The organism is Empedobacter sp. UBA5036, from assembly GCF_002415215.1.
In the GTDB taxonomy this organism is placed as follows: domain Bacteria; phylum Bacteroidota; class Bacteroidia; order Flavobacteriales; family Weeksellaceae; genus Empedobacter; species Empedobacter falsenii_B.
The window spans coordinates 73442-85199 of the sequence record NZ_DICC01000019.1 but is presented as its reverse complement, the minus strand read 5'-3'; the positions used below and the strand labels follow the sequence as shown (position 1 = coordinate 85199).

General features: G+C 32.0%; 10 protein-coding genes and 1 pseudogene. 4 read left to right on the top strand and 7 right to left on the bottom strand.

Translation table 11 applies throughout. The features are described 5' to 3' along the window. Nucleotides 1-44: 44 nt before the first annotated feature. On the bottom strand, nucleotides 45-767 hold the full coding sequence (locus tag B4J88_RS03015; RefSeq protein WP_125349935.1) for a GLPGLI family protein: 723 nt from the start codon (nucleotides 765-767) through the stop codon (nucleotides 45-47). A gap of 84 nt (nucleotides 768-851) precedes the next feature. Further along, the gene (locus B4J88_RS03010) at nucleotides 852-1694 is read right to left on the bottom strand and encodes a siderophore-interacting protein (protein WP_125349936.1); all 843 of its coding nucleotides are present in this window, start codon (nucleotides 1692-1694) and stop codon (nucleotides 852-854) included. 176 nt (nucleotides 1695-1870) lie between these two features. On the opposite strand from B4J88_RS03010, the gene B4J88_RS03005 reads away from it, so the two are divergent. Further along, entirely contained in the window at nucleotides 1871-2626 is a 756-nt protein-coding gene (locus B4J88_RS03005) for a tyrosine-protein phosphatase (RefSeq protein WP_280050893.1), read from the top strand. A gap of 28 nt (nucleotides 2627-2654) precedes the next feature. Here B4J88_RS03005 and B4J88_RS03000 read toward each other — a convergent pair whose 3' ends face one another. The 4 genes from B4J88_RS03000 to B4J88_RS02985 are packed head-to-tail and all read right to left on the bottom strand — an operon-like array spanning nucleotide 2655 to nucleotide 8438. Next, nucleotides 2655-4589, bottom strand: a complete 1935-nt coding sequence (locus B4J88_RS03000) for a heavy metal translocating P-type ATPase (protein ID WP_291051881.1) — start codon at nucleotides 4587-4589, stop codon at nucleotides 2655-2657. A gap of 57 nt (nucleotides 4590-4646) precedes the next feature. Then, on the bottom strand, nucleotides 4647-5063 hold the full coding sequence (locus B4J88_RS02995) for a Fur family transcriptional regulator (protein ID WP_219034962.1): 417 nt from the start codon (nucleotides 5061-5063) through the stop codon (nucleotides 4647-4649). 49 nt (nucleotides 5064-5112) lie between these two features. Continuing rightward, complete coding sequence (locus B4J88_RS02990; protein WP_219034963.1) at nucleotides 5113-5706, bottom strand: hypothetical protein; 594 nt, start codon at nucleotides 5704-5706, stop codon at nucleotides 5113-5115. Continuing rightward, nucleotides 5706-8438 carry a GH92 family glycosyl hydrolase gene (locus B4J88_RS02985; RefSeq protein ID WP_291066319.1) on the bottom strand — a complete coding sequence of 911 codons (2733 nt, stop codon included), beginning with the start codon at nucleotides 8436-8438 and terminating at the stop codon, nucleotides 5706-5708. The genes B4J88_RS02990 and B4J88_RS02985 overlap by 1 nt, the downstream gene beginning before the upstream one ends. 89 nt (nucleotides 8439-8527) lie before the next feature. On the opposite strand from B4J88_RS02985, the pseudogene B4J88_RS02980 reads away from it, so the two are divergent. The 3 genes and pseudogenes from B4J88_RS02980 (at nucleotide 8528) to B4J88_RS02970 (ending at nucleotide 11345) form a co-directional block, all read left to right on the top strand. Then, nucleotides 8528-9528, top strand: a pseudogene (locus tag B4J88_RS02980) (isoaspartyl peptidase/L-asparaginase family protein). Then, nucleotides 9525-10202: a copper homeostasis protein CutC gene (locus B4J88_RS02975; protein WP_221854122.1), complete on the top strand. Its 678-nt coding sequence runs from the start codon at nucleotides 9525-9527 to the stop codon at nucleotides 10200-10202. The pseudogene B4J88_RS02980 and the gene B4J88_RS02975 overlap by 4 nt, the downstream one beginning before the upstream one ends. Before the next feature lie 18 nt (nucleotides 10203-10220). After that, nucleotides 10221-11345, top strand: coding sequence for an ATP-binding protein (locus B4J88_RS02970; protein WP_291066317.1), 1125 nt, complete (start codon nucleotides 10221-10223; stop codon nucleotides 11343-11345). 55 nt (nucleotides 11346-11400) lie between these two features. Here B4J88_RS02970 and B4J88_RS02965 read toward each other — a convergent pair whose 3' ends face one another. Beyond that, nucleotides 11401-11655 carry a hypothetical protein gene (locus tag B4J88_RS02965; RefSeq protein ID WP_038334756.1) on the bottom strand — a complete coding sequence of 85 codons (255 nt, stop codon included), beginning with the start codon at nucleotides 11653-11655 and terminating at the stop codon, nucleotides 11401-11403. Nucleotides 11656-11758 lie beyond the last annotated feature (103 nt).

Below are 11758 nucleotides of genomic sequence, written 5' to 3'. Positions count from 1 at the left end.
ATCAAAATAACAAAAAAACGGCTCAAAATTGAGCCGTTTTTTTGTTAATCATCTTTATCAACTCCTGTTTTTTTGTTGATATTTTCTTGTATTTTTTGATAATATTCTTTCTCAATTTTATCAAATTCTGGTGTCGAAATTACTTTTCCTTTCGTTGGTTTTTGTAGTTTCAGCTTATCGTCAATCGAAATTGATTCTAACTTATAAGTTGTATACTGATTTTCATCTTTCAAAGAAGTTTTCTTCAGTTCTAATAATAATCCTGGCAAACCATTGTATTCATCTGGTCCACATTTTGATTTTATCGAAGGAACATACCACGCTTCTATGTTGAAATTAGCGTCAACAGCTACTGCTTTTCGTACATCATAACCTTTTATTTTTTTGGATTCTCGCGTAATACTCCATTTATAAGTTGCAATGGAATCAGAGATATTATACAATTTGGAATCCATTTCTCTCATGATTATTTTTGAATTCGTATCGAAATCATAAAAGCTTTCCAAATCTTTAAAACCACCTAAAACTTTCATCGAATATTTTGGTCCTTGCGAATTATCAATTCGTTCTATTTCTTGTGAAAGACATTGATTTGCATCGACAGAAAGAGCAATATATTTTGGTTTCGAAAACATTTCCTCTCTTAATCTTTTCGATTCTGGATTCGGATCATTCAAATTAATAAAATTCCGTCTTTCATATTCTACTTTAAATTTTTCTTGACCAAAAACTGAAACTGAAAACAACAACAATAAGATATACTTCATTTTAATGCAATTAGAAATTTAAAGATAACAAAAAAAGCTTCACCATTTCTGATAAAGCTTTTTGATTAAATATCCCTCTTGTTTTTAGAAAACTCTTACCAACAATTCTTGTTCTATTTTATCGTGACAATTTTCTAATGCATTTTTCTCTGCTTTTCCTGCTTTCCAATGCGATGTACAATAAAATTCGTCTTTTTTCCATTCTAAATCATCTTTAAAAAATGATTTTATTTCCTTTACAGATTTAGATTCCCCCGCAACATAAGCAAATCGTTTTCCGTCTTTGCGTTTCGGAAATTTCTGATTTTTTGTCAAACTATATAAAGCTATTCCGCTTCCTACATTTTGATTCACAATCCATTTAAATTCTAAATTTGCTTTCGTTTCAATTTGGTGAATATCATCTTCTGTTGGGACTTCCACACAAACAATTCCGTTTGTTTTAGCAGGAAGCGACTCTATAATTGCTGAAATTACAGGCAAGCCTGTTAAATCTGCAGCCAAGAAAATGAAATCTGTTTTTGGAGCCAAATCTTTTTTTTTCGACTTCATCGAAACTCCAATCATATCTCCAACTTTCGCCTCATTTGCCCAACGCGATCCTGGACCATTCAATCCATGATTTGCAATATCAATCACAATCACATTGTTTTTTGCATCAATATCGCGCAACGTATAGGTACGAGAAACTGGTTTAAATTTTTCTGATGGCGAAATCCATTTTTGATTCTCTTCATCATACTCAGCATAGTGAATATCACGGATCCCAAGCGGTGGAAAAAGTAATTTACATGTTCCGCCCAACGTTGTATCCTTAAAAAAAGATACATCATCATTTTCCAAATGAACGCGAATAAGATGTGGTGTCACAAATTCTTTCTTTTTTAAGATGAACTTCTCCTTCGCAATTTTCACTTTATCTCCCATCAGATTATTTAGATTTATTCTAATTCTATACGAATATAAAGTAAATTTAGATTGAATAAGAATAATAAAATGTTAAAGTAAAAAGTTATACTTTTTTTAATACGATTTTAATATGATAACTAAATAATTAACCTTAACTTTTACATATTAAAAATAACCTAAAAAACGAACAGAAAATGGAAAATACTTTATGCGAAATCTCGCTCGGACAAAGAACTCTTCCACTTGAAGGCGGATTTAATTGCAGAGATTTAGGTGGAATAATTAACACAAAAAATGAAGTCATTAGAAAAGGATTGTTAATTCGATCTGATGATTTAGCAAATTTGACAGATGATGATTTGGAGATTTTAAACGATTTTCCAATTCGAACAATTATTGATTTACGCACGACTTACGAACGTTTAAAAAATCAAGATCGCATTCCAAATAGTTGTAATCACGAAGTTCATTTGGATATTTCTTCTGGACATTTCGAAAATTTAGTGAAACAATTCAAAGCTGGAATTTCAAATCCGAAAGAATTTATGTGTAAAATCTACGAGGATTTTGTTTTAGATAAAACATGTCAAACGCAATACAAAAGCTTTTTTGATATTATTCAACATAAAAATAGAACGCCAATTTTATTTCATTGTACTGCAGGAAAAGATCGAACTGGATTTGCAACAGCAATGATTTTATCTGCTTTGAAAGTCGATTTAGATACAATTATGGATGATTACTTGGCTTCTAATATCTTTTTGGAACAAAAATATGCACACATCTTAAAGATCGATCCGAATTATAAATATCTAATTGATGTTTTACCTGAATATTTGGAAAGCTCTTATGAAGCGATTAATAAGAATTTTGGTTCAGTCGAAAATTATTTAACTGATATTTTAAAGGTTGATTTAGATTTGATGAAAGATTTATACATAAAAAAATAAGCGATCAATTGATCGCTTTATTTTTTATCTAAAATTTCATTCGTTGAATTCGAACAGCATTCAAAATTGCTAATAAAGCAACACCTACATCTGCAAAAACAGCTTCCCACATATTGGCAATTCCTTCTGCTCCAAGGAAAAGCACGATAATTTTAACGCCCATTGCTAAAATGATATTCTGAATCACAATCTTTTTTGTTTCACGACCAATTTTTATCGCCGTTGCAATTTTAGAAGGTTGATCGGTTTGGATTACAACATCTGCAGTTTCTATCGCAGCATCGCTTCCAAGTCCACCCATCGCAATTCCGACATCAGAAAGCGCTAGAACAGGCGCATCATTGATTCCATCACCTACGAAAGCCACCACTTGATTTTGATCTTTTTTCAATGCTTCAACTTTCTCTACTTTTCCTTCTGGTAACAATCCACCAAAAGCTTCATCAACACCAACTTCTTTTGCAACTTTTTGCGTAATGGTATTTTTATCTCCACTCAACATAATCGTTTTCGAAACACCTAAAGCTTTCATTTTCTGAATTGCTTGTTGCGCATCTTCCTTGATTTTATCAGCAATTGTAATATATCCTGCATATTTTTCATCAACTGCAACCACCACAATACTTTCTACAATATCATGAATTTCTTGTGGATATTGAATCGAGAAATGATCTAATAATTTAGTATTTCCAGCTAAAACTATTTTTCCATCAACTTTTCCTTTCAAACCTTTTCCAGAAATTTCTTCCACTTCTATCGCTTTCAATTCTGAAGGATGACTTGCCACAATCGCTTTCGCAATTGGATGCGTAGATTGCTTTTCTAAAGCCGAAACAAGATTTAAAAAATCGTTTTCAGGAAGATTAGTTTCAATTTTTTGAACTTCGAAAACGCCTTCCGTCATTGTTCCTGTTTTATCCATCACAACTGTGTTTACTTTCGCCATTAAATCTAAAAAGTTAGAACCTTTTACTAAAATTCCGTTGCGTGAAGCTGCTCCAATTCCACCAAAATAACCCAATGGAACCGAAATAACTAATGCACAAGGACAAGAAACAACCAAGAAAACTAAACCTCTGTATAACCAATCATTAAAATCGTAATTATCAACAAAGAAATAAGGAGTAATCACCAAAGCAGCCGCTAAAAAGAAAACAATTGGCGTATATATTTTTGCAAATTTTCGGATAAATAATTCAGTTGGAGCTTTGCGAGAAGCTGCATCTTGAACCATTTGTAAAATTTTTGCAATCGAACTATCTTCAAATTTTTTCGTCGTTTGAATTTCAATTACATTTTCAAGATTTAACATTCCTGCCAAAACAGTTTCTCCTATTTTATACGTTGAAGGTTTACTTTCTCCCGTCAAAGCCGCAGTATTAAAACTTCCTTTATCTGAAATCATAATTCCATCTAACGGAACTTTTTCCCCAACTTTTACCTGAATTGTTTCTCCAATTACCACATCTTGTGGTTTTATTGTTTCGAAATTACCATTTCGTAAAACATGCGCTGTGTCTGGACGAACATCTAATAAGGCTTTAATATTTCCTTTTGCCTTATTAACCGCCGCTTCTTGGAACATTTCGCCAATTGTATAAAACAACATTACCGCTACACCTTCTGGATATTCGCCAATAATGAAAGCACCTAAAGTCGCAATTCCCATCAACGAAAATTCATTGAAGAAATCTAGCTTTTTAGCTAATTTAAAGGCTTCTCCCCAAACAGGAAATGCTACTATAATATAAGAAATGCCAAACCATATCAAACGAATAATTTGATTATCAACAAACCAAGTTGGTTTTAAAACATATTGAACAAAAATTCCGGCAAAGAAAATAGCTAAACTGGCACCTAATAAAATTTTACTATTATTGTGTTCGTGGTCATGACCTTCGTGATTGTGATTATGAGTATCTTTATGTTCGTCATTTGACGTACTACAACAAGCTTTAGACATAATTAAAAATTTATATTTCAAAATTATAAAGTTGTTGCTGCAATCTGGTTGCAAAGTTTAGGATTTACATTGATCGCATATTCCTTTTAAGATAAAAGAAGATTGTTCGACTTCGAAATTTTTGGGTAGATTGATTTCTGGCAAATGAATATTTCTCAAACAAAACGTCTGATTACAATTGTTACAATGAAAATGAGCATGCGTAAACTCAGGCGTACATTTGCAACTCGACTCACAAAGCGCATATTTTATAGAACCCGTTCCGTCCTCTATGGAATGAATTAATTTATTTTCTTCAAACGTTTTTAATGTTCTATAAATCGTAACGCGATCTGCTTGATCCATCTCAATTTCTAAATCAGCTAAACTTAATGCAACGTCAGTTTTCATCAATTTATCTAAAACCAACAAACGCATCGCTGTTGGATTGATAGAACGATTCTGTAATGCTTTGTTTAAAATTTCTGTTTGCATTTTCTTCGATTTCGAATATAAAGTTACGAAAAAGTTAACTAAAGTTTAGTTAATAAAGTTTTTCCTTTTTTATTGCATCTAATTCTTTTTGCATTCGTTTCTTCCAATCTTTACCATTACGTTTTTCAAGATAAGGCTTTACAGTTTCTTCATATTTTAGTTCTAATTTATCATGTTTAAAATCTAAAACTCCAATATTTATATAATCTACTCCATATTTATTGTGAATACTGTCAATTTTAGCATAGGTTTCAGAACTAAATTCTGGTAAAGGAAATCCTCCTGAATGAAGAAAAATAATTTTATCATTTTTAATATCTTCTTTTGCTCTTTCTATGTATTCTTTTTCTTCCTTTTTTAATTTAATTATGTCATTTATAAATACTCCAATTATAATCATAAAAAAAACTGAAGTTAAAACTAAATTAACATTAATCAACTTACTGTATTTAAACAAACTAATTAAACTTGAGAAAATAATTATTCCAATAAGAATGTAAATAATTTCATGATATTCGGTTTGATAATAAATATCCCAAAAAGTATAATTTGAAGAACTATGTATCCAACAAAAATTTATTATTGGAAATAAAAGTATTAATCCAATAACGATTAAATTAAAAACAATTAACTTTTTATTCACTATTTCACTGTTATTTCATCTACAAAAATATACGACTTTCCTTGAAAAGGTTCTGCTAAATGACCTTTTGGGAAAGCACCATAATTTGTTGCTTTTACTTTGATGTAACGTGCTTTTTCTTCTTTAAACTGAATTTTCCATGAATCAGAAAACACGTTATTATCAAATGCATCAACTTGTTTTTCTAACATTCCAACCAATTTAAAATTCTGATTATCTTTCGATGTATAGACTTCTAATTTTGTAGGTAAGACAATCCAAGAACGAGAATCTTGCAAGAAATTCATGACAACCGAAGAAACGGATTTCGTTTTTTTCATGTCAACAATTGCATCAAAATTTTGATCATATCCACCTGCATGATATTGCGGTGTGTAGGTAGAATTCAACTGAATTGTATAATCATTTGGTTTCTTAGTAAATGTTCCAGAAATTGTTTTACTTTTCTTTCCATTCACTTCCACAAAAGAAGAAATTGTAGTTGTTTCTTTGATTGAAATTGGTTTTTTATAGATTTCTGCTTTTTTACCATTCACAGAAACATAGATTTTCGCATTTGGTTCAGAAGATTTTACTTCAACATTCATTTTATTTTGAAATGATCTGTCTTCAGCAATCAAAACTGGAACCGTTACAATTTTTTCACTTTCAGAAATAGGCTTAATCTCTCTATCTTTCAAGAATTCAAATCCTAAAAATTGATTTTCCTTGTAATTATTTTTCGTGATTATACGCTTCGTTCCATCTTCTAGATTAATCGTGATTTCATCAAAATACGGCTCAACAGTCGTCCACATTCCCGAACCTGGCGTAACGCTATAAATTCCCATCGAAGCCAAAACATACCACGCGCTCATCTGCCCACAATCTTCATTTCCAATCAATCCATCTGGCGAGTTTTTGTAATGTTCATTCAAAATTTTATGAACCAATTCTTTTGTTTTTTCTGGCTTACCAATGTAATTGTACAAAAAAGCCACGTGATGACTCGGCTCATTTCCTTGCGCATATTGCCCAATAAGTCCAGTAACATCCACTTGCTCTCGACCTGTTGTTTCTGATGGTGCATTAAATAATTCATCTAATTTTGCATCAAAACCATCTTTTCCACCATAAAAATCAATCATTCCATTAATATCTTGCGGTGCAAAAAACGTGTATTGCCAACCATTCGCCTCTGTGTAATTATTGTTTACTTCACGCGGATCAAAAGGTTTTAGCCAACCTCCATTTTTCTTTGGCTGAATAAATTTTGTCTCATGATTGAATAAATTTTTCCAATATTGAGAACGTTCGATAAAGTAATTATAATCGTCGTGTTTATTTAAAATCAATGCCATTTGCGCAATACACCAATCATCGTACGCATATTCTAATGTTTTAGAAACTGATTCGTGTTCATCGTCAATCGAAATAAATCCGTTTTGTTTGTAAGCTTTCAATCCCAAATGATCTAACATTGCCGAATGTTTTGCTGCTTCATAAGCTTTCTCATAATCAAAGCCTTTGAAACCTTTTACCATTGCATCAGCAATCACAGAAACCGAGTGATAACCAATCATACAATCGGTTTCGTTACTCGCTAATTCCCAAACAGGTAAACGTCCACCTTGTTCGTAATGCTTGATAAATGTGTTAATAAAATCAATCGTTCTTCTCTTCTCAATCAAGGTATACAAAGGATGCGCAGCACGAAAAGTATCCCAAAGTGAAAAAACCGAATAATAATCGAAATTATTTGCCAAATGAATTTGATCGTCCATTCCACGATAATTTCCATTCAAATCTTGCGAAATATTTGGTTGCATCATCGTGTGATACATCGCTGTATAAAAAATAGTTAGTTTATTCTTATCTGAAGATTTCACTTCAATCTTCGATAATTCTTTGTCCCAAGCCTTTTCAGCAGCGGCTTTCGTTTTAGAAAAATCAAAAGTTGTTAATTCTTTGCTATTAACATCCGTTCCATTATATCCAGTTGTAGATAAGGTCACTTTTACCATAATCTTCTCACCTTTCTTTACTTTTTTACCAAAAGCCAAGGCAATTTCATTTCCTTTAAATGTTTTAGATATTATATTTCCGTCTTTTGAAGCAGTTAATTTCAATGGAACATTAAATTCTATCTTGGCAAAAATCTTTTGATTCTTCGCCCATTCTTCCGAATTTCTGTAAACATAAAGTGTTTTAGCGTCTACAATTTTCACTTCTCCGTCAACTAATTTATCACGATGATTAAGATCTAAAATGATATTTGCGTCACCAGCTTTATTAAAAGTATATTCATGCAAACCAACGTGAGTTGTTGCCGTTAATCGAACATTGACATTATATTTATCTAACAAAACTTGATAATATCCTGCTGTTGCTTTTTCATTTTTATGCGAAAATTTAGAACCATAATCAGTCTGATTAAATCCTTTCTGATTAAGCGTTGGCATCAACATAATGTCACCATAATCAGAAACTCCTGTTCCATTTAGATGTGTATGTGAAAAACCATAAATAAAATCATCAGAATAATGATAACCACCACAACCATCCCAACTTCCATCAATTCGAGTATCTGGAGAAAGTTGAACCATTCCGAATGGTAAAGTCGCTCCAGGAAATGTATGTCCATGTCCACCTGTTCCAATAAACGGATTAACATATTGTGCATAATTATTTTTCTGAGCAAAAATTAATGATGAAAACATCATCAGAATAAATGATAGTAAAGTTGATCTCATTAGTTTTTAGTGTTTTGATTGACAGAAATTCTGTTATACAATAATATGGATTATATTTGTTTTAACACAATTTAGAAATCGATTAACACATGAGTAATAGAAGAAATTTCATAAAAAATCTTGGAGCTTTAGGCTTACTTTTAGGTACAACAAAACTTGATCTTAATGCGCAAACTACATCTAAAAGATCAACTACTTCAACAAAAATCAATAAACCAATTGTTCTTTCTACTTGGCGTTTTGGAATTGAAGCTAATGCCGAAGCTTGGAAAGTTTTAGGTAATAATGGAACAGCTTTAGATGCTGTAGAGCAAGGCGTAAAATTGGTCGAAGCTGATCCAAATGAACGAAGTGTTGGTTATGGTGGACGTCCTGATCGCGATGGAAAAGTAACTTTAGATGCATGTATTATGGACGATCAAGCAAATATTGGTTCTGTTGCTAGTTTAGAGTATATCAAACATCCAATTTCTGTTGCGCGAAAGGTAATGGAAGATACACCACACGTGATGTTAGTTGGAAATGGTGCACTTCAATTTGCGTGGAAAAAGGCTTCAAAAAAGAGAATTTATTAACTGATGTTTCCGAAAAAGAGTGGAAAGAATGGTTGAAAGATACTAATTATCAGATGCCTATCAATATCGAAAATCATGATACAATTGGAATGATTGCCTTAGATTCCTATGGAAATCTTTCTGGAGCTTGTACTACGAGCGGAATGGCGTACAAAATGCACGGACGTGTTGGTGATTCACCAATTATCGGCGCAGGTTTATATGTTGATAACGAAATTGGTGCAGCAACCGCTACTGGTCATGGTGAAGAAGTGATTCGTATTGCGGGAAGTCATTTGGTTGTGGAGTTGATGCGTCAAGGTTATTCGCCAGAAAATGCATGTAAGGAGGCTGTTCATCGAATCATTAAATTAACAAAATCGCGTAAAAAAGATTTATCGGCGATTCAAGTTGGTTTTATTGCAATTAACAAACAAGGCGAATATGGTTCATATTGTATTCATCCTGGCTTTAACTTTGCGGTTTATGATGAAACTGGAAATCGTTTAATTGACGGAAAATCTATTACAAAATGAAAAAAATAGAAATTGCTTGCTTTAATTTAGAATCAGCTTTAGTTGCAGCAAAATCAAATGCAGATAGAATCGAGTTATGTGCTGATGTTTCAACAGGCGGAATTACACCTAGTTTTGAAGATATCAAAACATTAAGAAAAGAAACAGATAAAGAAATTATGGTGATGATTCGCCCTCGTGATGGAGACTTTTGTTATTCTGATGAAGAATTTGAACAAATGAAATCTGAAATCATCATGATTAAAAATTTTAGAATTGATGGTTTTGTTTTTGGAATTTTGAATGAAGATAACGAAATCGATTTTGAACGAAATCATGAATTAATTGAACTTGCAAAACCTTTTCCTTGTACTTTTCATCGCGCTTTTGACAGAACTTCTGATGCCGAAAATTCACTTCAAATCGTGATTGATTTAGGATTCAAAACTATTTTAACTTCTGGTTTAGATAGTAATGTTTATGATGGAAAACGTGAATTAAAAAACCTTGTTAAAAAAGCAGAAAATCAAATCACAATTATGCCTGGAGGTGGTTTGCGCTCAACAAATATTGAAGAAATTGATTCATATACAAACGCTACTTACTTTCATTCATCAGCGATGATTGATGATTCTGGAATTGCTAATTTAGAAGAAATCAATCGATTAAAAAGTATGATAAATTCTGAAAAATAAAAATAGTAACTTTGGACTATGCTTTGGGAAAATATAATTGGACAACAGGAGATTAAAAACAAGCTTCAACAATCTATAAAAGATGGTCGTATAAGTCATGCTCAGCTTTTTTCTGGTCCAGAAGGTTCGGGAACTTTGGCTTTGGCAATTGCTTATGCACGTGAAGTTTTGTGTGGTTTGAATAAGGAACAATGCAATCTGAAAGTTGATAAATTACAACATCCCGATTTACATTTTTCTTTTCCTTATTCAGCAACAGAAAGTGTAAAAAAGCCACTTGCTAAGTATTTATTAAACGATTGGCGAACTTTTGTAGACGAAAATGTCTATGGAAATTTAACGGATTGGATGTCTCATCTTGGTATTGAGAAAAAACAAGGCGTTATTCCTGTTGATGAAGCGGATGAAATCGTCAAAACATTAGCGCTAAATAGTTACGAAGGAGGCTATAAAATCATGATTATTTGGCAAGCTGAGGAAATGACTACTGCAGCTGCAAATAAATTGTTGAAAATAATTGAAGAACCGCCTCAAAAAACACTTTTTTTATTGGTAACAGAACGTGAAGATTTGATTCTACAAACCATTACTTCTCGTTGTCAATTGGTTAAAATTCCTCGTTTATCGCAATCGGATATAAAGAATTATCTAATTGAGAAGAAAAATATTAATCCAGAAAAAGCGCAACATATCGCTTTTTTATCGCAAGGAAATGTACGAGAAGCGTTGCATCAATTGAATGATGACGAACATTTATTCGATAAGTATTTTGTGACTTGGGTTCGAAAAGCCTTTATGGCAGCCAAAACGCCAACCGTTTTAAAAGATTTGATTGATTGGTCGAATCAAATTGCAAGTTGGTCGAGAAGTGAACAAAAAGATTTTTTGAATTATTGTTCAGAGATTTTTCGTCAAGCTTTGTTAAAAACGTATCAATCTGATGATTTAGTTTTTTTACAAATTAATGCAGAAGGTTTTAAATGGCAAGGTTTTGCGCCTTTTATACATGGAGCTAATATCGAAGATATTTTAAATGAAATTAATGAAGCGTCGTATCATATCGAGCGAAATGGTAATTCTAAAATTATACTTTTAGATTTATCTATCAAGTTAACTCGCTATTTACATCGAAAAACAGCATAAAAAAACCACTTATCTAATAAGTGGTTTCTTTATATGATCTGAATGTTATTTCAAATTATTTTGCTGGAGCTTCAGTAGCTGGAGCTACTTCCTTAGCTGCACCTTCAACTTTAGTTGCTAAAGAATCAGTTTTTTCTACTAAAGAATCAGTTTTAGCTGCTAAAGAATCAGTTTGAGCTGCTAAAGAGTCAGTTTGAGTTGCTAAAGAGTCAGTTGTATTTTCTACTGCTTCTTCTGCTTTTTTCTCACCACAAGATACTGCTCCTAAAGATAAAGCTGCTACTGCAACTACTGCGAAAAATTTTTTCATTGTTTTATTGTTTTAATTATTAATAATTTTCGATTAATTTTCTTTGACAAATGTATTTCGAAACGTAAACAACAGCATGTAAAATCAATGTAATATAATTGTA

Excerpts from the sequence above, each read along its gene's own strand:
- B4J88_RS03015 (WP_125349935.1), bottom strand. The coding sequence starts at position 767 with ATGAAGTATATCTTATTGTTGTTGTTTTCAGTTTCAGTTTTTGGTCAA.
- B4J88_RS03010 (WP_125349936.1), bottom strand. The coding sequence starts at position 1,694 with ATGGGAGATAAAGTGAAAATTGCGAAGGAGAAGTTCATCTTAAAAAAG.
- B4J88_RS03005 (WP_280050893.1), top strand. The coding sequence starts at position 1,871 with ATGGAAAATACTTTATGCGAAATCTCGCTCGGACAAAGAACTCTTCCA.
- B4J88_RS03000 (WP_291051881.1), bottom strand. The coding sequence starts at position 4,589 with ATGTCTAAAGCTTGTTGTAGTACGTCAAATGACGAACATAAAGATACT.
- B4J88_RS02995 (WP_219034962.1), bottom strand. The coding sequence starts at position 5,063 with ATGCAAACAGAAATTTTAAACAAAGCATTACAGAATCGTTCTATCAAT.
- B4J88_RS02985 (WP_291066319.1), bottom strand. The coding sequence starts at position 8,438 with ATGAGATCAACTTTACTATCATTTATTCTGATGATGTTTTCATCATTA.
- B4J88_RS02975 (WP_221854122.1), top strand. The coding sequence starts at position 9,525 with ATGAAAAAAATAGAAATTGCTTGCTTTAATTTAGAATCAGCTTTAGTT.
- B4J88_RS02970 (WP_291066317.1), top strand. The coding sequence starts at position 10,221 with ATGCTTTGGGAAAATATAATTGGACAACAGGAGATTAAAAACAAGCTT.
- B4J88_RS02965 (WP_038334756.1), bottom strand. The coding sequence starts at position 11,655 with ATGAAAAAATTTTTCGCAGTAGTTGCAGTAGCAGCTTTATCTTTAGGA.